Here is an 18,913-nt window from a genome sequence, read left to right on the forward strand (position 1 = left end):
TTATAGAAAAGCGATAAGTTATTTTATGGTTCGCTTATTGTGTGGGCTGCTATTTGCCCATTTTGACGTCATTAACCCATTTGGTGATCAGCTTCTTACGCATCTCGGTTGCACCGTAAGTGTCCATGTCGTAATTAATCAGTTTCAGATCATCAAGTTTGAGTGAGTTAGGGGAGGTCGCCGCAGTGGTATTGGTTAGGATCTGATAGGACTGACCTTTCTGCCATGCTAACTCTTGCGCGTCTTTTGACAGCACCCAGTCAACGAATAACTTGGCGTTATCCAGATTACGCGCGCCTTTCAGTATGCTGACGCCACCAATTTCATAGCCAGAACCTTCGCAAGGCGAAATCAGTTTCAGGGGCGCGCCTTTCTCTTTTTCCAGTGAGTAATCGTGCAGGAAACCAATACCAATGGTCGTTTCGCCGCGTGCGGCGTTACGCGCCGGGGCAATGCCGGATTTGGTGTATTGCGACACGTTGGCATTGAGTTTTTTCAGATAATCGAACGCAGCATCTTCACCCCATAATTGAGAGAAAGTGGCCAGCGCGGTGTAGGCCGTGCCCGAGCTTTGCGGGTCGGCAATTTGGATTTCACCTTTGTAGATAGGGTTGGTCAGGTCTTTCCAGCATTTAGGTTCTGGCAGGCCCTTCTCTTTCAGGCGGTCAGTATTCACGCCCAGCCCTAAAATACCGATATATACCGCAGAGGAGTAGTTACCTTTGCGTTTGGCCGGATCACGGAATTGCGGCATGATTTGTGCCAAATTTGGTGAGGCATAAGGATAAAGTAAATCCATTTCACCGGCCTGAGATTGCGGGTCCAGAGTGCCGCCATACCAGACATCGGCCTGTGGGTTCTTTTTCTCTGCGTCCACTTTTGCGAGTGTGCTGCCGGAGCCATTGCGAATAAAGCTGGTTTTGACATCGTATTTTTCGCCAAATGCTTTGGCTTCTTCTTCACACATGGCATTGGTGGCGCTGCAATAAATAACCAAACGGCCTTCCGCTTGGACGACGGTGGTAACGGCGCTCAGTGCGAGGCCTGCGGCTACCAGTGCTGAGAGAGGTAAGAGTTTCATAACATTATCCTTTTTATCCCCTTTATACGCCCATTACTGGGGCATAAAGGATTGTTGTTGTAGGTAGAGGTATGACTAACTTTGTTAACGTCCTTTTTTACTTAACACTTTTTTATTTAACGTACTGCTTTCAATCGATTAATACCGGTCATTAACAGCGGCATTAATAACAACCCAACACCTGCCGATGCCAGTGTTAGCAAAGCAAAAAAACCTTGCCAGCCATAATGTTGCAACACTTGCGCCAGCGGCCATCCCGCCAGCGCCGCACCGAGATAAGCAAATAATCCAAGAAACCCAGTGACCGTACCGGCAGCATCTTTATGGGTATATTCGGTGGCTGCCAGGCCAATGAGCATCTGTGGCCCAAAAACAAAAAAACCAATACTGAAAAATGTCACGGACAGTAGCGGGTAGTTATGTACCGGTGCCAGCCACAGGGCGGTCATCGTCAGAAACAGCCCCAATGCGAATAACAAAATCATCGGTGCGCGCTGACCGCGAAATAACAAATCTGACCCCCAACCGGCAAATAACGCCCCAAATAACCCGCCTAACTCAAATAGCGATAAGGTGGCATTGGCGCTGAGCAAATTGACGCCATGACTCTCCGCTAACCAAATATTGCCCCAGTCATTGAGGGCGATGCGGATCAGATAGACCAGCACATAAGAAACCCCTAATAACCAGATGGTGCGATTACGCAAAATGGCATCGCGAAAAATACGCCCCATCGGCATAGGGGGGCTTTGCTGCTCTTGCCACTGATCCTGCGGATCTCGCCGCCATTGGCCGATGGTTGGTAAACCTTGCTGTTGCGGCTTATCGCATAATTGCCAGCACAACCAAAGACCTAACACGATACCAATAGCCCCAGGTACTAACAGTGCGGCTTGCCAGCCATAATGCGAGGCCAGAAAAGCCGATAACAGTGGTACTGCCGCGCCGCCAATACTGATGGAGGTATTCCAACATCCCCACCAGGTTCCGCGCTCGTTGCGCGAGTACCAGGTACTCAGTAATTTGGCGCAGGGGGGCCATCCCCACCCTTGAAAGAAACCATTTAACGTCCAGACCACCAACAAGGCGGGCAGGGAGTGGCACAGGGTAAACACCACATTCAGTATCCCGGTCATCATCAAACCGATGCCCATGATCCAGCGTGCCTGGGTGCGGTCGCTGACAATGCCGGATACAAATTTTGAGCCGCCGTAGGCCAAATAGAACAGGGTGCCCAGTAAACCGATATCTCCTTTATCCAACCCCAATTCCAGTTGCATCACTGGCATGGCGTAGTTGACACTTTTACGTGTCAGATAAAAGGCGGCATAGCCCATCACCATGGCGGCCATCAGGCGCGGTCGCCAGTAGCGGTAACGCGCATTCACCTGTTCCGGCGTCAAAGGCTCAGGGGGTAAAGTCTTTGACGACAATGGCGATGCTGACATGGATTCCTCCGGTAATTGTGTTGAGTGTAAGGAAGGAAAAAGTAAAAGAGATGAGACAAGGTTGTAGACGCTTAGGAATAATGCTTAGTTATGCGGGTTTTTGATCCCGTTCTGTGGGCGGGTTCACAGAGTCGTTAGTGCGGATATGAGTTGGCAGGTTAACCACCACGCGGGTACCTAAACGGCGTTGCAGTAGCCAGTCACCGCCCAATGCCCGTACCCGCTCTTCAATCCCGCGTAGACCAAATCCCCCGCCTTGCGGTTGCACCGGGATCCCCATGCCGTCATCGCGCACTTCCAGGGTGATGATATTGTCGGTCAGGCGCAAACTGACCTGAATATTGCTAGCATTAGCGTGCTTATTAATGTTGTTCAGCAGTTCTTGTACCAGCCGGTACAACGTAAATATCACCACATCCTCGCCGGGGGGCGCGGGCAGGGCATAATCCAATTGGAAATGAATCCCTTGCTCGGCGAAAGCAAACTCTTCCGCCAGATGGTGTAGAGCTTGATCCAGAGGCATTTCATCCAGCACCGGTGGGCGTAATTGGCGTAGCAGTTGGCGGGTGGTTTGATGGATTCGTTGCGATAAGCTGCTGATTTGATTAGCCGCAGATTGAGCCGCTGGCGAGGGCGCGCTGCGGTTGACCAGCATGGCCTGAATTTGAATAGCGGTGATATTCTGGCCGATTTCATCGTGCAACTCACGGGCAATTTCTTTGCGCACATCTTCTTCGGTGCGCACTAACCGTTTCATTAATTTACGCCGGGTTTGTAGTTCTTGCTCCAATTGATTGCGATAGCGGTGCAGATGTTGAGCCAACTGCTGTTGGCGGCTGATGGCAATCCCCAGAGTCAGCCCTAACAGTGCCTGAGTGGAGAGGAACAATTCCAGCTCCGCCAAATCATGGAATGCACCACTGGCCTGGCGGGTCACGGTAATCATCAGGCTGCCTAACACTGCTGCTAATACCCCGCCTTGCCAGCCAAATTTATAAGCCATAAACACATTGGGCAGAAAGACAAAAATCAGCAATAGCCGCTCCATATTGGGAGCAATGGCTATTTGCACACAAACCCCAATGGCAAAAATCAGCGAGCACCAAATCAGCAGTGAGGTGCGCAGCGGTGGGTCTGGCATCTGTTGCGAGAACAAGTTGCGGATATGCTGCTGTTTTAAATATTCGTAGATGAGATAGGTAAACGGCACTAACAGAATGCCCCCGGTAAAAGTGGCAAGCAGTGTCTGGGTTAATGGCACAGGCAGCCAGAAACCCAGTACCAGGCCATGCAACACACTGTTACCGGTGACGGCGGCGAGTAACAGTAATAACCGCTGCCAGTAAAGGGTGTAATGGTGCCAAAAACGCTGGGTCAATTCGGCGGGCAATAAACTGAGGAACGGTGACAACATAATCAACACTGCGGGTTGCAACTGTTCAGTGTGCAGCCACCACAAGGCGACACACTCGGTCAGCAGCAACACTGGCCAATAGCGGCGCGGCAGCAATATCATTAATGCCAACCGCAGGCCTTGTGGCAGTAATAGAACCGCATGTAAACCATCATCACTGAGATAAAAACTGATGGTCCACAGCGCCAGCCAACTCAGTGAGAAGAAAATAGCCAGGAACAGCGATAGCCCCACTGAGCGCAGTTGCCACATGTCAGTTTCCCGCTAGCAACTGATGTTGCAGCGCAAAATGCACCAGCTCGACGGTGGTTTCGCAATTCAGTTTTCCCAGAATATTGGCGCGATGAACATGGACGGTTTTGTGACTCAGTGACAATTGTTCGGCAATAGATTTGACGCTGATCCCATTGATCAGTAACTGGAATACCTCTTTCTCGCGTGGCGTCAAAATCGCCAGTTGTTGCGGCTGCTGTGGCATATGGCGCAGGGCGCGCAAGGCATCAGCGCACAGATAGAGGCCGCCACCATGAACGGTCCGAAGGGCTTGCACCAATTCATCCGGGCCACAGCGCTTAGTCAGGTAGCCACTGGCACCGGCATCCATCGCACTTTGTACAAATGCGGTGGTGTCATAAATACTCAAAATAATGGCGCGGAAATGTGGCATTTTCTGGCGCAGGCGTTTGAGCAGACTCAGCCCGCTTTCGTCCGGCATCGAAATATCCATAACTGCAACATGTACATCGGTGTTGGGTAGATTGGCCCAAGCCTCTGCCGCCGAACCATACTCACCAATAATACGTATATCCTTTTCCAGTGATAACAACTGGGCAAAACCCGAGCGGACAACAATATGGTCATCTATCAACGCGACATTAATCATGATTTTTCATTATTACGGAACCCATGCTGCATGATGCTGATCAATCATTTGCGTAGCAATAATTGTTATCAAAAATGTAAGAGGCTTAACAGATGCGGGCAAAATCTGATGTGGAAATAGGTGGTTTCCGGTGAAAAGCGCAGCGCTCCACAGGATAAGTGTGGAGCGCGAAGGTGTGGTGTGAGCGGAACTCAGTGATGGTTACAGCGATTTCTTACTGCGGTAGATGCGCTGTGGCCGGCCCACTTTGCCATAAATAATCTCTGCTTGTAGCGCTTGATTCGTGGCACAGAATTCCAAATAACGGCGGGCGGTGGTGCGGCTCAATCCAAGCAGTTGCGCGACATTTTCAGCCGTGTATTCATCTGCATTATCGCTGAATAACGTCTGGATTTTATCCAGTGTCATTTGGTCGATCCCCAGCGGTAATGTCACTTTTTGCTCGCCACGAGCATAGGTGTTGTACATTTCATCAATCTGGCGTTGATTGACCTTGGTACCATCTTGTAAGACTTGATGGCGATGGCTGTAGCGGGCCAGCGATTGTTCCAACCGTTCGTAAGCCACTGGTTTTATGAGATAATCAAAAACCCCATAACGGATAGCTTCGGAGACAGTTTCGCTGTCGCTGGCTGCGGTGACAAAAATAATACCGCCAGAGAACCCTTGTAAGGTCAGTTCACGCAATAATTCTAAACCACTGCCATCGGGTAGATAGTTATCCAGCAGAATTAAATCAGGGTGAAAGCGAGCCACCATGCTGCGGGCTTGTTGCAAATTACCCGCCAGCCACACTTCATGGCAATGGCTGCTTTGTTTGATAAATTCGGCATGCATTTCTGCCAGTGGTGTTTCATCTTCTACCACTAAAATATTAAGACATTCCATGGGATCTCCCTGTCTTTGAGATCAATGCGTCTTCGGAATAAAGACTGTAAATAAGGTGCCGCGCGGCGGATTCTCTTCTATTGTGATGGTGCCACCACTTTGCTGAACATAGGTGGCCACCAAATACAGCCCAATACCATGTTCATCTGAATTTTTAGTACTGATACCCCGTTCGAACAGGCTATCTTGCAACTGTGGCTCAACACCGCAGCCATGATCGGCGACCTCTAAAATCACATCATCCCCTTCATCAGACAGATAAATTTCAATTTGTTTATCGCCCTCAGGGTTTTTTAGGCTGGCCTCAAAGGCATTATCGAGCAGATTTCCCATGATAGCGGCCAGTTCATTTTCACCGATATTGGCAGGCAACTGACCTAACTGGCAGCCGGGGACAAAATTCAAATTCAGCCCTAACTCTTTGGCCCGATGGTATTTACCAAATAATAATGCGGCAATCTGCCGGTTATTGAATGCTGTGCGTAGCATATCAATCAGCGCCTGATGGGAGGAGGACTCGGTTTTCACCATCTCCAGCGCCCGGTCAAACTCTTTCATTTGCAACAACCCACTCAGGGTTGACATCCAGTTCAGATGTTCATGGCGCACCGTACGTAGATTCTCGACATACTGCTTGATCTGGCTGAGTTGAGCGCTGAGAGTATGAATATCATCCTGACTGCGAAAACTCACCACCCAACCCTGAAACACGCCATCCTCTGACCAAATACCCGCCCGGTTGGCGATGGCATTTAAGCCATTAAAGGTACAAAGTTCATCCTGGCGATTTTCACCACTTTGATCGAGGAAGAAGTGGTCAGGAGAGACGACCTCACTGACTTTACGACCAATCAGTTGTTGTGGCGTGGCAAGAATATGCAGCATTTTACGCGCATTTTGATTGATTGCAGTGATCTTTCCCTCAGGATCAACCGCTAATAACCCTTCAAATACTGCACCGAACAATGCTTCTTGTTGGCGCAACACTCGCGCTATTTCTTTGGGTTCCATTCCCATCATCTGGCGGCGGATATGGTGAGCAAACAGCCATGACAGTAGCAATAATAAGCCGAGTACCAGAATAAAAGAGTGGGTTAGTGGCAGCAGATAAATCAGCCGCCAGTGGTCTATTTTGCTGATCAGATACCCCAGAGAGACGACGCCAATGATTTTTCCCTGTTCATCGCGGATGGGGGTTTTGGCGCGCATGGCTTCACCCATTGAGCCTTTGCCAAAAATAATGTAACTCTCGCCCCTTTCCAGTGCGCCGGGTTTGGTCCATTGCATTGGGTGACCAATCATCTCGGGATTAGGGTGATACAGACGAATGGATTGAGTGTCACCAATGACGAGGTAATCAAGGTCGGAAGTGCTCCCGAGTCGGCTGACGATTTGGGCCAGTTGCGCTTTATCACGGTGCTTCACGGCATTGACTACGGAATCCATCGACGCAATAATTTTTGCCTGATTCATCGCTGTTTTGCTGACTTGATCGAGTAGATATTGCTCAAAATTATGGCTGAGAAAACGATCCAGCGCGCCGACCAGTAGAATAGAGACGGTCAATAGCAGCAGAAATATCCGTAGTGGGAAGGCCATGTTTTGCAACCGGCTCCATATTCGGCCACGCCATTTTAATTTGCCTGATAGGGAAACATCGGCAGAGGGGATCGACACATTACTCACCTTATTTAACATATGGGCTATGTACTGGCGTTAACATAAGTTAATTTAAGAAATAATTAAATAGCTAAGAGAAATAAAAATAGTTATTAATAATTAAGGAAATTAAAACCATTAAATAACTTATATTTACTCTCTTATATGTGAAATAGGTCAATTAACCACACTATTTTTATGTTTAGCATGTGCTCATAAATTAATTCAAATTAAAAATAACCCCAGGTGAGTTTATTTTATCTTGTTGTTTTTATGTGAAATTTTTATTTAAAAATAGAATTATTATTTATTTTGTTGTTGTTAACTCAACTTGTTTTTTATTTGTTATGTAAACGTTATGGTAGAGAGTGAATTATGGATACGGTATTTAATCGAATTAATCGTTCAGACCATCAGCAGATTGCAGAAATAACACGCTTCTTGCGTGCAAATGATCTGAATATTGATACCACTGTTGAGGTGTTTATTACCGTAAGCCGTAATGAAAAGCTGGTGGCCTGTGGGGGTATTGCGGGCAATATTATCAAATGCGTGGCCATCAGTGAGCAGGTGAGAGGCGAAGGGCTGGCGCTGACTCTGGCCACCGAGTTGGTCAATCTGGCCTATGAGCGCCATCACAGCCATCTATTTATTTATACCAAAACTAAAAACGAGAGCTTATTTAAAGCTTGTGGATTTTATCCTATAGCGAGTGTCCCTGGCATTGTGGTGTTGATGGAAAATAGCGACTGCCGTTTGCAGCGCTATGCCAAACAATTGAGTCAATTACGTCAGCCAGGGCAGAAAATTGGCAGCATCGTCATGAATGCCAACCCATTTACTCGCGGGCACCAATATTTAGTGCGGCAGGCCGCCGCTCAGTGTGATTGGCTGCACCTGTTTTTGGTGAAAGAAGATAATTCACGTTTTCCGTATGAAGACCGGCTGCAATTAGTGCTTGAGGGCACCCAAGATATTACCAATCTTACGGTACATCCCGGCTCCGAATATATGATCTCCCGAGCGACTTTCCCTTGTTATTTTATTAAAGATCAAGGCGTGGCCGATGACTGCTATACCGAAATCGACCTAAAAATATTCCGCCAATATTTGGCTCCGGCACTGGGTGTGACGCACCGCTTTGTCGGGACTGAGCCGTTTTGTACCGTGACCGCTAAATATAACCGCGACATGGGCTTCTGGCTGGAGACGCCATCATTGCCTTATCCGCCGATTTCGCTGGTGGAAATTGAACGTCTTAAATATCACAACACCGCTATTTCCGCCTCTTGGGTACGCAAACTACTGGCGCAGGGGGATAGCGAAACCATTCGCAAATTAGTCCCTCCCGCCACCTGCCATTACCTACAACGATTGTTGACACAACGTGCGCAAAAAGCGGCCAGTACGGAGAGAAGCTCAGCATTAGCAAAGAGTTCAGCCCCGTTTTAACTGATTAAAGAGAACTGATTAAAGCAGGGAGCAAAGAAAGATAGGGACTGATACCTAAGTCAGAAACCACGAATTTGAAGACAAGTTAATCAGGTGAAAAATGAAAATTATCAGAGAGGCCGTCGCCGGAACGTTGGAATCGAGCGACGTTATGGTGCGTATCGCGCCATTAAATCCACCCGAAATAGATCTGCAAATACACAGCAGCGTGGACAAGCAGTTTGGTGACGCCATTCGCTACAGCGTACTGGCGTTACTGGAACAGTATCGGGTAACCGGAGTGCAACTGATTATTGACGATAAAGGTGCGTTGGATTGCGTTTTACAGGCACGGCTGGAAACCGCACTGCTGAGAGCCTGTGATGAAAAAATTCTGCCATGGAGAGCGCATTGATGAAACCTGAAATGAAAAACAGAATGCGCCGCAGCATGTTATTTGTCCCCGGAGCTAATGCTGCGATGGTCAGTAATGCGTTTATTTATCAAGCCGATGCGTTGATGTTTGATCTGGAAGACTCCGTCATTCTGCGCGAAAAAGATGCTGCTCGTCGCTTGGTCTATCACGCCTTGCAGCATCCGCTTTATCAGGATGTGGAAACTATCGTTCGGGTCAATGCATTGGACTCGGCTTATGGTCTGGCTGATTTAGAGGCTGTGGTACGTGGTGGCGCGGATATCGTGCGCTTGCCGAAGACCGATAACGCGAAAGATGTTGAAGATATGGCACGTGAAATCAGCCGTATTGAATCGGAATGTGGCCGTGAAGTGGGTAGCACCGGCTTGCTGGCCGCCATCGAATCAGCACAAGGCATCACTCAAGCGCTGGCTATTGCGCAGGCATCACCGCGTTTAATGGGGATTGCACTGGGAGCTGAAGATTATGTCCGCAACTTGCGCACTGAGCGCTCTCCCGAAGGGATTGAGCTGCTGTTTGCTCGCTGTTCAATATTGCAGGCCGCCCGTGCGGTAGGGATTCAGGCTTTTGACACCGTGTATTCCGATGCCAATAACGAAGCAGGTTTTTTGCAGGAAGCCGCGCTTATCAAGCAACTGGGTTTTGATGGCAAGTCATTGATAAACCCACGCCAAATCGAACTGTTACACAACCTCTATGCGCCGACCGAGAAAGAAGTCCGCCATGCCCAGGCAGTCGTTGATGCTGCTACGGCGGCAGAAGCCGAAGGGCGCGGTGTGGTTTCTCTGAACGGCAAGATGGTGGACAGCCCGGTGATTGAACGGGCGCGGTTGGTTTTGCAACGTGCGGTCAGCGGCCTGCGTGAGGAATAAGAGATGAATAGGCAACAACGAGTAGAAAGTTTAAGCCACAGTCAGGATAACGGTCCGTCATATCGCCCGTATCAGAACACCTCTAAAGCGAATTTGCAGGCGCAGAAGCCACGCAATATCAAGATGTGTGATTCATTGGAAAATGTGATTCGCCGTAGCGGGTTGCAAGATGGCATGACCATTTCCTTCCACCATGCTTTCCGTGCCGGTGATTTGACCTTAAATCTGGTGATGAATGCGATTGCCGCGATGGGCTTCAAAAATTTGCGTTTGGCCTCCAGCTCTTTGAGTGACTGCCATTCGCCGCTGGTCGAGCATATCCGCAATGGTGTGGTCAGCGAAATCTACACCTCGGGTCTGCGCGGGCCGTTGGCGGAGGAGATATCACGCGGATTATTAGCCAAACCGGTACAGATTCATTCCCACGGCGGCCGCGTTAATTTGATTGAGTCCGGCGAGCTAACCATCGATGTTGCTTTTATCGGGGTACCGGCTTGTGATGAATTCGGTAATACCAATGGTTTTAGCGGTGCTGCCTGTTGTGGCTCATTGGGCTATGCGCGAGTTGATGCTGAATATGCCGGTTGTGTGGTGCTATTAACGGAAGCGGTGGTGGCTTATCCGCATCATCCGGCGAGTATTGCTCAGGATCAGGTTGATTTGATTGTGCAGGTTGAGCAAGTGGGCGATGCCGACAAGATTGGCGCTGATACCACCAGAATGACCTCCAATCCCCGTGAATTACTCATTGCCCGCCGTGCTGCCGAGGTGATTGCCGGTTCGGGTTATTTTGTCGATGGTTTCTCTTTGCAGACCGGCACTGGCGGGGCATCGCTGGCGGTAACTCGTTTTCTTGAAGACAAAATGTTGCGCCGCAATATCACTGCCGCTTTTGCACTGGGTGGTATCACCTCAACTATGGTGGATTTGCACGAAAAAGGGCTGATTACCAAGCTGCTGGATGTGCAAAGTTTTGACAAGCAGGCCGCCTCTTCGCTGGCCCGTAACCCACGTCATATTGAAATCAGTGCTAATCAATACGCCAATTTTAGCTCGAAAGGGGCATCAGTCGATCGGCTGGATGTGGTGGTGCTCAGTGCGCTGGAAATTGACACCGGTTTTAATGTCAACGTGTTGACCGGTTCTGATGGTGTGCTGCGCGGCGCATCCGGCGGCCATTGCGACACCGCGGTTGCCGCTCGACTGTCAATCATTGTCGCGCCATTAGTCCGTGGCCGTATTCCAACCCTGGTCAAAGAAGTGACCACTTGCGTCACGCCGGGTTCCAGTGTCGACATTTTAGTGACCGATCACGGTATCGCGGTAAATCCGGCACGGCCAGAGCTGGCCGAACGTTTACAGCAAGCGGGCTTGCCGGTAGTCACCATCGACTGGCTCTATCAGCGTGCGCTGATTCTGACCGGTGAACCACAACCGATCAAATTTACCGATCGGGTAGTGGCGGTGGTGCGCTATCGCGATGGTTCCGTGATTGATGTTGTTCATCAGATACAGGAGTAGATGATGAATACACTTTCCCCTGCATTAGCCGCTAACCGGCCGATCAGTTTGCCGGAATTACTGACCAGCCGTGAGTCGCGTCAGAGCCGGCAACAGGCCTGGTTGTCGCGCCATCAAGTCACGTTGATTTCACTGACACTGGTGGCTCCGGGAGCGATAAAAGATAACCCATTGACTCGCAAGCTGTTTGCACTGGCGTGGCAGGCCATTACCGCATTGAGTCAACAGCAATATTGGCCGGTGTTACAGCAAGAGGTGTTTCCGCTGCCGACCGGCTGTGAGGGCTTGATAGCGGTTGATTTGCCCGCCGAACAAGTGAAAGACGCCGCATTGTTGCTGGAGCTAAAGCACCCGCAGGGCAGGTTATGGGACATCGATGTGCTGGATGTTTCAGGGCGGATTTTGTCACGCCGTGATGTGGGCTTAGCGCCACGCCGCTGCTTGCTGTGCCATCGTCCAGCTAATGTGTGCGCCCGGGCACAGACGCACACCCTTGACGAATTATTGGTCCAGATGGAGTTGATGCTCAATGCTACCTCTGCAACGCACTGATGAGATGGCGGTTTCATCGCCTGTCTTTGGGGCAAGCGATGACTTCAGCAAAAAGTACGGCGCATTGGCTTATCGGGCGATGTTAGCTGAAGTCAATCTGACCCCCAAACCCGGCCTGGTGGATTGCGTGAACTGTGGCGCGCATCAGGACATGACGCTGCAAGATTTTTATCACAGCGCTGATGCTATTGCGCCGTGGCTGCCCCGTTTTATCGAACAGGGTATTCGCTATAGCTATTTGCAGGGGCAGGCAGCGCTTAACAGCTTGCGGCCGTTAGGACTGGCTTGCGAAAACAGCATGTTTCAGGCGACCAATGGCGTCAACACCCATAAAGGCAGCGTTTTTTCTCTGGGGTTGATTTGCTGCGCACTTGGGCGATTAAAGGCACGAGCGCAATTAATCAGCGCCGAGGCGGTGTGTCAGGAGGCCGCCAGCTTATGCCGTGGGCTGACTGAGCGCGAACTACGTCAATCAAATCCACAACAAACCGCCGGGCAGCGCCTGTTTTATCAATATGGCCTGACGGGCGCACGGGGTGAGGCTGAATCCGGCTTTGCCACGGTGTTAACCCATGCTTTACCCGCGTACCGGCGCTTATTAGCCGACGGGGCGCAACCTGACCATGCCTTATTGCACACTTTGCTGATTTTGATGTCCGTCAATCGCGATACCAATGTGGTTTCGCGTGGCGGTATGGCGGGTTTGCAATGGTTACAACAACAGGCAACAGAACTTTTGGCCTCACTCTCGGCGGCAGGGATGAATGATCCTCTCAGCCTGTGGCGAGTGCGCATGTTTGATGCCCAATGTATCGCCCGTAACCTTAGCCCTGGCGGCAGCGCTGACCTGCTGATCCTGACCTGGTTTCTGGCGCAATTTCCCCATCATCTCCCTCACAAAAATAATAACGTTGCTATTGAACCAATAACAGCTATTGGGCCAGTAACAGGTATAGGAGTCTCTCTATGTTGAAGTCGCAAGAGAAATTATGGAAAGCGCTCGCGCCTTTTGTGGTGCTGGCCGTTCTGCTGTTGATCCCAACCCCGGAAGGTATGCCACCACAAGCCTGGCGCTATTTTGCGATTTTTGTCGCCATGATTGTCGGTATGATTTTAGAGCCAATTCCTGCCACGGCGATAAGTTTTATCGCGGTGACAATTTGCGTACTAAGTTCTGATTGGGTGCTATTTAGTGCCGCCGAAGTGGCGGATGCCAGCTTCAATGGCGGTAAAGAGTCATTGAAATGGGGGCTGGCAGGGTTCTCCAGTACCACCGTCTGGCTGGTATTCGGGGCATTTATCTTTGCGCTCGGTTATGAAGCTACCGGGCTGGGCCGGCGTATTGCTTTGTTCATGGTGAAATTCATGGGCAGGCGAACACTGACCCTGGGTTATGCCATCGTCATTATCGATATTCTGTTGGCACCTTTTACGCCATCAAATACTGCCCGTACCGGCGGCACCGTATTCCCGGTGGTGAAAAACCTGCCGCCGCTGTTTGACTCCTATCCCCATGACCCGTCATCACGGCGCATTGGTGGTTATTTGATGTGGATGATGGTGATTGGTACTAGCATCAGTTCCTCCATGTTTGTTACCGGCGCGGCACCTAACGTGTTGGGTATTGAGTTTGTAAATAAAATAGCCGGTGTTCATATAGGCTGGATGCAGTGGTTCCTGGCATTCCTGCCAGTTGGGCTGATTTTACTGATTGTCGCGCCGTGGCTCTCCTATGTGCTGTATAAACCCGGTGTTACCAAAAGTGATGAAGTGGCGACCTGGGCACAAACAGCACTGAATGAAATGGGTGGTCTGACTCGCAAAGAGATGATCCTGATTGGTTTGGTGCTACTGAGCCTGTGTTTGTGGGTGTTTGGCAGTAAGTTCATTGATGCCACTGCCGTTGGTTTGCTGGCGGTATCGTTGATGTTGGCGCTGCATGTGGTGTCGTGGAAAGATATCACCAAATATTCCAGTGCCTGGAATACGTTGGTGAATCTGGCGACCTTGGTGGTGATGGCAAATGGCCTGACTCGCTCTGGTTTTATTGATTGGTTTGCCAATACCATGAGCACTCACCTTGATGGCTTCTCACCGAATATGACGGTGGTGGCATTGGTGCTGGTGTTCTATTTCTCTCACTACCTGTTCGCGAGTTTGTCCGCTCATACCGCCACCATGCTGCCGGTGATTTTAGCTGTCGGTAAGGGGTTGAGTGGCGTGCCAATGGAGCATTTATCCATGCTGCTGGTATTATCCATCGGGATCATGGGGGTGTTGACGCCGTATGCCACCGGGCCAGGTGTGATTATCTATGGCTGCGGCTATGTGAAATCCAAAGATTACTGGCGTTTGGGTGGGATCATGGGGGTGTTCTACATCAGCATGCTGTTGCTGGTGGGGTGGCCAATCATGAGTCTATGGTATTGATTTAAAATTATTAATAAGGTTAATGACAAAGTACGTGCTGCGGTGAAAACAGGTAGATCGTAAAGACGCCGTACTTCTTTTGTTAAAACAAGCGTCCTTGTAGGCTCGAGCCGCGCCATCCCTGGCGCGGACGCTTTACTCTTCTACCTGCCTTCCCCACCAGAGCTCCTGTCATTGAGGTTTGTCTGCAATCTGATTAATCTTGTGAGTCGGGCCAGTCAGCGGCCCGACTTATTTATGTCAGATGATGAGCTGATTGGTTAGCCGGTATAAACGCCAAAGACTCTGGGTAGCCACAGGGATATTTCTGGAATATAAGTCACCAGCATTAATACCAGGAATAGCGCACCGTAGAACGGTAGCATCGCTTTTACCACTTGCTCGATTTTCTGTTTACTCACCGCACTGGCCACAAACAGCACTGATCCCACTGGTGGTGTTATCAGACCAATCCCCAGATTGATCAGCATAATCATGCCGAAATGCACCGGATCGATACCCAATGAGTTGGTGACCGGCATTAAGACCGGTGTCAATATCAAAATCAGCGGTGCCATATCCATCAAAGTGCCAATCAGTAACAGCATGATATTGATACACATCAGAATGACGTATTTATTATCAGAAACCGAGGTAAAGAACTCAGTGATACGCTCGGGTAATTGCATGTAGGTCATGATTGCGCCAAAACTGGCAGCAAAACCGATTAAAATCATCACGATAGTGACAGTTTTTACCGTGCGATACATCAGCTTGGGTAACTCTGACCATTTGTAATCACGGTAGATAAACATAGTGACGAAAAACGACCATAAACAGGCGATTGCGGCTGATTCAGTGGCCGTAAATACCCCGGAAAGTATCCCACCCATGATGATTACGACGGTCATCAACCCCCATAAGGTATCAACAAAGATTTTCAGCGCCTGACGGAATGGTACTCGCTCCCCTTTGGGATAACCTCGTTTGTAAGCGAAGCCCACACACATTAGCATCAGGGTGAAACTGAGCAGCAGGCCCGGTAGGATCCCGGCAATAAACAGTGCAGCAATAGAAACTGTGCCGCCGGTTGCCAGCGAATAAATAACCGAGTTATGGCTAGGGGGCGTCAGTATGGCCTGAACAGAACCGCTGGCGGTGACGGCAGCAGCAAAATCACGCGGATAACCTTTCTTATCCATTTCGGGGATCATCACTGAGCCAATAGAAGCCGTGTCGGCTACTGATGACCCTGAAATTGCACCGAAGAAAGTTGAGGCCACAATGTTGACCAGTGACAGACCGCCACGGATAAACCCAACGAAAATATAGGCAAAACTCACCAGCCGCCGCGCTATCCCTCCTTCGGCCATAATGGCGCCCGCCAGAATAAAGAACGGAATCGCCAATAATGAGAATTTATTTACGCCGCTGGTAATTTGAATCATGACCGCTTCCAGAGGTAAATCAATCCAAAATGCACCAGCAATCGCACTTAAGCCGACGGCATAAGCCACCGGCACGCCGATAGCCAACAAAATTGCCAGGGTAAAAACTAAAATAAATGCATCCATAAGGCAAAGTTCCCCAAATTATGAGTTGCCAATCATGACTACCGGGCGGTGGGTCTGTGAGCCGAAGAACAGGCGCTCGATAATAAACAGTAGGGTAATAGCGGAGCCGATAGGCAGCGGAATATAGGTCTGCCCGGCCGTCAGTAATGGGAATTCAGCCACCGGTTGTGACCAAAGTTCGCTGCACAAAATATAGCTGTAAACCAGAATAAACAGGCTTATCAAGATCATCAGCAAATCCACCAATATCAGGCAGATTTTTTTTCCCATTTCTGAGAGCCTGTCGGTGACCATACTGACGGCTATATGTGAGCCAGAACGGTAACTGGCGGCAGCGCCAACAAAGGTAAATGTCACCATGCATAAAATAGCCACGGGTTCTGGCCAGGATAAACCATCATTTTGTACATATCGGGCGAATATCCCCATAGGAATAACCGCAACCATAATAATCAAAGCAATACCAGCTACCCAGATTGACAGGCGATATAAAACATCCATCGTTGATAGATAATAGCGAGCCATAGCGGAGACCTCAGATTACCCTTTACCATTGACGTTGTAGCGGTGTTAGTCGCCTTACTACAACGCCAATGACTCTGGGTATATATCGATGGTATTAAAGTTATTAATACCGCCAAAAGAATATTATTGGACAGCACTTATTTGCTGAATGAGGTCTTGATAATCTTTGCCAAACTCATCACGTACTGGCTGCGTGGCTTGGTAATAGGCGTCATGATTGATTTCATGATATTGCACGCCGCCAGCTTTCATTTTGTCATGAGATTGCTGCACATAGGCTTGCCACAATACACGCTGTTCCGCCTGGGCTTCTTTTGCCAGTTTCAGAATGGTTTGTTGATCTTCGGGAGATAATTTATCCCACTTGGCTTTAGAATACAGGAACAGTTCTGGAATGATAAAATGACCGCTCAAAGTATAATTTTTGACTACCGGCAGATAGTTATGAGCAACAAATGTCGGTTCATTATTTTCAGTACCATCAATAACGCCAGTTTGCATGCCGCTGAACACTTCACTGACACCCATGCTGAGTGAGTTAGCGCCCATGGCTTTCAGTGTGGCTAATGCAATAGGGCTACCTTGCACCCGGATTTTCATGCCTTTCAAATCTTCCGGTTTAATAACCGGTTGCTTGGTTATCAGATTACGGGTACCCGCATCCATCCAACCGAGGAAGACCAATTTTGAGTTTTTATTATTAGTAATTTTATCGCCAATTTCCTGACCTATTTTCCCATCAAGCACTTTATGTAAGTGATCTTCATCGCGGAACATATAGGGCAGAGTAAAGACACTGATCTCCGGTAAAATAGAGGCAACAGGGGTCATCGAAACACGAATAATATCAATTGCTCCCATTTGGGCCTGTTCTATCATTTGTTTTTCATCACCCAAGACCCCGCCTGGGAATGTTTTAATTTCCAACCGCCCGTCGGTCGCCGTTTTTAGTTTGTCACCCATATTTTTAACCGCAACAACATTAGGGTAATCTTTAGGGTGAACATCAGCTGCTTTAATTTGTTGAGCAGCGGCTATTTGGCTAAATAAAATGGCAGAAATAGTCAGACAGAGTGTTGGTAGTGGCTTAGGAAATTTCATTCAGTGGTCTCCAGAAGTCATTAAAACAATAAATAAAAAGGCGATATTCCTCATAGTGGAATAGTTATATAAAGGGCTTTTCCTTTATCCCCAGGGTATTCAACCTAGCTGTTTACATTTGCTTTTAAATTGACCATTGTCACAGAAAAAGAAACGATAGGAACTGCGTTTCAATAATTGTGAAGTTGCATTTCATGATCACATAAACCCTATTAAATGCAGGAGAAAAGAGAGGGTTTCTCGGGTAATAAATGTGACGCAACTTGAAGTGGCTAACGTTTTAGTCCAAATGGCGGGGTTCTGATATTGTGGCAAGCGAGGTTAGCTACTAATATAAAACGCTATAAATCAACATGAATAGGACAACGCGTGACCTCGGTATTTATCCGTAATTTTACCTTTGCTGCACTCCCTGCCGCCGGTTTGAATGACCAACCCCTGTTTCATGGGCTTTTGGCTAAATGTGATTTTGATGTGAATGAATATCGGGATGAGCTATTTGCCGTGTATGGCATCGCGTTTCCTGGCAGTTTACAAAAAGCCGTTGCAAAACGGCGTGCTGAATATCTGGCAGGGCGCTTTGTTGCCAGACAGGTATTGAATATGCTGGAGGCTCGCGATTATCCATTGGCAAATGGTATCGACCGCGCGCCACTGTGGCCGACCGGTTTGATTGGTAGCATCAGCCATAATAACCAACGTGCTTTGTGCACTGCACAGATAATCACACCCGCCGGAGAGCCTATTGAAGCCAGTTCCCGTCGGCATGGTATTGGTCTGGATATCGAAAGTTTAATTGCTGTTGAAAGAGCCGCTAACTTATGGCCGGGTATTCTCAGTGAAGAGGAGCATCATTGTTTCCAGGATGGGCTATTACCTTTTAACCATTTGCTGACATTGGCTTTTTCCGCGAAAGAGAGTTTATTTAAAGCCGTCTATCCGCAGCTTGGGCGTTATTTTGATTTTCTCGAAGCGAAGCTATTGAGTTATTCATTAGACACCGGGCGTTTTGAATTACAGTTGTTGCGAGAATTAAGTGAAGATTTTCCTTCGGGCCGTTGTTTTACCGGATGTTTCACATTAAATGACAGTGATGTACAGACCTTTATTGCTTATTAA

Annotated in this window: 17 protein-coding genes; 8 read left to right on the forward strand and 9 right to left on the reverse strand. The window is 48.8% G+C overall.

All coding sequences use genetic code 11. The annotated features are described in order from the left end of the window. Window positions 1-49: 49 nt before the first annotated feature. The 6 genes from QSV56_RS16525 to dpiB form a co-directional block, all read right to left on the reverse strand. The gene (locus QSV56_RS16525; protein ID WP_005168576.1) at window positions 50-1,081 is read right to left on the reverse strand and encodes an ABC transporter substrate-binding protein; all 1,032 of its coding nucleotides are present in this window, start codon (window positions 1,079-1,081) and stop codon (window positions 50-52) included. 116 nt (window positions 1,082-1,197) lie between these two features. Then, window positions 1,198-2,529, reverse strand: a complete 1,332-nt coding sequence (gene uhpC / locus QSV56_RS16530) for an MFS transporter family glucose-6-phosphate receptor UhpC (RefSeq protein WP_046051202.1) — start codon at window positions 2,527-2,529, stop codon at window positions 1,198-1,200. 88 nt (window positions 2,530-2,617) lie between these two features. After that, window positions 2,618-4,195 (reverse strand): MASE1 domain-containing protein, encoded by a 1,578-nt coding sequence (locus QSV56_RS16535; protein ID WP_050158500.1) that lies wholly within the window; start codon window positions 4,193-4,195, stop codon window positions 2,618-2,620. A gap of 1 nt (window position 4,196) precedes the next feature. Continuing rightward, window positions 4,197-4,826, reverse strand: coding sequence for a response regulator transcription factor (locus QSV56_RS16540; RefSeq protein WP_005168584.1), 630 nt, complete (start codon window positions 4,824-4,826; stop codon window positions 4,197-4,199). Between the two features lie 201 nt (window positions 4,827-5,027). Next, complete coding sequence (dpiA, locus tag QSV56_RS16545; protein ID WP_019080912.1) at window positions 5,028-5,714, reverse strand: two-component response regulator DpiA; 687 nt, start codon at window positions 5,712-5,714, stop codon at window positions 5,028-5,030. 21 nt (window positions 5,715-5,735) lie between these two features. Further along, window positions 5,736-7,412: a sensor histidine kinase DpiB gene (dpiB, locus tag QSV56_RS16550; protein ID WP_071843384.1), complete on the reverse strand. Its 1,677-nt coding sequence runs from the start codon at window positions 7,410-7,412 to the stop codon at window positions 5,736-5,738. 336 nt (window positions 7,413-7,748) lie between these two features. Between dpiB and citC the strand changes: the two genes are divergently transcribed. From citC to QSV56_RS16585, 7 genes are all read left to right on the forward strand, one after another. Beyond that, window positions 7,749-8,825 (forward strand): [citrate (pro-3S)-lyase] ligase, encoded by a 1,077-nt coding sequence (citC, locus tag QSV56_RS16555; protein WP_046051199.1) that lies wholly within the window; start codon window positions 7,749-7,751, stop codon window positions 8,823-8,825. Window positions 8,826-8,925: 100 nt separating this feature from the next. After that, a complete protein-coding gene (gene citD / locus QSV56_RS16560; protein WP_019080909.1) occupies window positions 8,926-9,219 on the forward strand; it encodes a citrate lyase acyl carrier protein in 294 nt (97 codons plus the stop codon). After that, the gene (locus QSV56_RS16565; protein WP_019080908.1) at window positions 9,219-10,112 is read left to right on the forward strand and encodes an aldolase/citrate lyase family protein; all 894 of its coding nucleotides are present in this window, start codon (window positions 9,219-9,221) and stop codon (window positions 10,110-10,112) included. Before citD ends, QSV56_RS16565 begins: the two co-directional genes overlap by 1 nt. 3 nt (window positions 10,113-10,115) lie before the next feature. Next, window positions 10,116-11,633, forward strand: coding sequence for a citrate lyase subunit alpha (gene citF, locus QSV56_RS16570; RefSeq protein ID WP_019080907.1), 1,518 nt, complete (start codon window positions 10,116-10,118; stop codon window positions 11,631-11,633). Window positions 11,634-11,636: 3 nt separating this feature from the next. Then, window positions 11,637-12,185, forward strand: a complete 549-nt coding sequence (gene citX, locus QSV56_RS16575) for a citrate lyase holo-[acyl-carrier protein] synthase (protein ID WP_019082832.1) — start codon at window positions 11,637-11,639, stop codon at window positions 12,183-12,185. Next, the gene (citG, locus tag QSV56_RS16580) at window positions 12,163-13,158 is read left to right on the forward strand and encodes a triphosphoribosyl-dephospho-CoA synthase CitG (RefSeq protein ID WP_301212989.1); all 996 of its coding nucleotides are present in this window, start codon (window positions 12,163-12,165) and stop codon (window positions 13,156-13,158) included. Before citX ends, citG begins: the two co-directional genes overlap by 23 nt. Beyond that, window positions 13,152-14,615, forward strand: a complete 1,464-nt coding sequence (locus QSV56_RS16585; RefSeq protein WP_013649676.1) for an anion permease — start codon at window positions 13,152-13,154, stop codon at window positions 14,613-14,615. Before citG ends, QSV56_RS16585 begins: the two co-directional genes overlap by 7 nt. Window positions 14,616-14,875: 260 nt before the next feature. On the opposite strand, the gene QSV56_RS16590 is transcribed toward QSV56_RS16585, so the two are convergent. From QSV56_RS16590 to QSV56_RS16600, 3 genes are all read right to left on the reverse strand, one after another. Next, window positions 14,876-16,168 (reverse strand): TRAP transporter large permease, encoded by a 1,293-nt coding sequence (locus tag QSV56_RS16590; protein ID WP_019080904.1) that lies wholly within the window; start codon window positions 16,166-16,168, stop codon window positions 14,876-14,878. Window positions 16,169-16,186: 18 nt separating this feature from the next. Further along, window positions 16,187-16,693 carry a TRAP transporter small permease gene (locus tag QSV56_RS16595; protein ID WP_005168610.1) on the reverse strand — a complete coding sequence of 169 codons (507 nt, stop codon included), beginning with the start codon at window positions 16,691-16,693 and terminating at the stop codon, window positions 16,187-16,189. A gap of 123 nt (window positions 16,694-16,816) precedes the next feature. Beyond that, complete coding sequence (locus QSV56_RS16600) at window positions 16,817-17,794, reverse strand: TRAP transporter substrate-binding protein (protein WP_046051196.1); 978 nt, start codon at window positions 17,792-17,794, stop codon at window positions 16,817-16,819. A 369-nt stretch (window positions 17,795-18,163) separates the two neighbouring features. Here QSV56_RS16600 and QSV56_RS16605 point away from each other — a divergent pair, with 369 nt between their 5' ends. Beyond that, window positions 18,164-18,913, forward strand: coding sequence for a 4'-phosphopantetheinyl transferase (locus tag QSV56_RS16605; RefSeq protein ID WP_019080902.1), 750 nt, complete (start codon window positions 18,164-18,166; stop codon window positions 18,911-18,913).

It is taken from the genome of Yersinia sp. 22-579 (assembly GCF_030433455.1).
Taxonomy (GTDB): Bacteria; Pseudomonadota; Gammaproteobacteria; order Enterobacterales; family Enterobacteriaceae; genus Yersinia; species Yersinia enterocolitica.

Bases quoted from the DNA above. Each gene is read 5' to 3' on its own strand.
- citX (WP_019082832.1), top strand. From the start codon at position 11,637: ATGAATACACTTTCCCCTGCATTAGCCGCTAACCGGCCGATCAGTTTG.
- citD (WP_019080909.1), top strand. From the start codon at position 8,926: ATGAAAATTATCAGAGAGGCCGTCGCCGGAACGTTGGAATCGAGCGAC.
- QSV56_RS16600 (WP_046051196.1), bottom strand. From the start codon at position 17,794: ATGAAATTTCCTAAGCCACTACCAACACTCTGTCTGACTATTTCTGCC.
- QSV56_RS16535 (WP_050158500.1), bottom strand. From the start codon at position 4,195: ATGTGGCAACTGCGCTCAGTGGGGCTATCGCTGTTCCTGGCTATTTTC.
- citF (WP_019080907.1), top strand. From the start codon at position 10,116: ATGAATAGGCAACAACGAGTAGAAAGTTTAAGCCACAGTCAGGATAAC.
- dpiA (WP_019080912.1), bottom strand. From the start codon at position 5,714: ATGGAATGTCTTAATATTTTAGTGGTAGAAGATGAAACACCACTGGCA.
- citC (WP_046051199.1), top strand. From the start codon at position 7,749: ATGGATACGGTATTTAATCGAATTAATCGTTCAGACCATCAGCAGATT.
- uhpC (WP_046051202.1), bottom strand. From the start codon at position 2,529: ATGTCAGCATCGCCATTGTCGTCAAAGACTTTACCCCCTGAGCCTTTG.
- citG (WP_301212989.1), top strand. From the start codon at position 12,163: ATGCTACCTCTGCAACGCACTGATGAGATGGCGGTTTCATCGCCTGTC.
- QSV56_RS16585 (WP_013649676.1), top strand. From the start codon at position 13,152: ATGTTGAAGTCGCAAGAGAAATTATGGAAAGCGCTCGCGCCTTTTGTG.
- QSV56_RS16540 (WP_005168584.1), bottom strand. From the start codon at position 4,826: ATGATTAATGTCGCGTTGATAGATGACCATATTGTTGTCCGCTCGGGT.
- QSV56_RS16595 (WP_005168610.1), bottom strand. From the start codon at position 16,693: ATGGCTCGCTATTATCTATCAACGATGGATGTTTTATATCGCCTGTCA.
- dpiB (WP_071843384.1), bottom strand. From the start codon at position 7,412: ATGTTAAATAAGGTGAGTAATGTGTCGATCCCCTCTGCCGATGTTTCC.
- QSV56_RS16590 (WP_019080904.1), bottom strand. From the start codon at position 16,168: ATGGATGCATTTATTTTAGTTTTTACCCTGGCAATTTTGTTGGCTATC.
- QSV56_RS16525 (WP_005168576.1), bottom strand. From the start codon at position 1,081: ATGAAACTCTTACCTCTCTCAGCACTGGTAGCCGCAGGCCTCGCACTG.
- QSV56_RS16565 (WP_019080908.1), top strand. From the start codon at position 9,219: ATGAAACCTGAAATGAAAAACAGAATGCGCCGCAGCATGTTATTTGTC.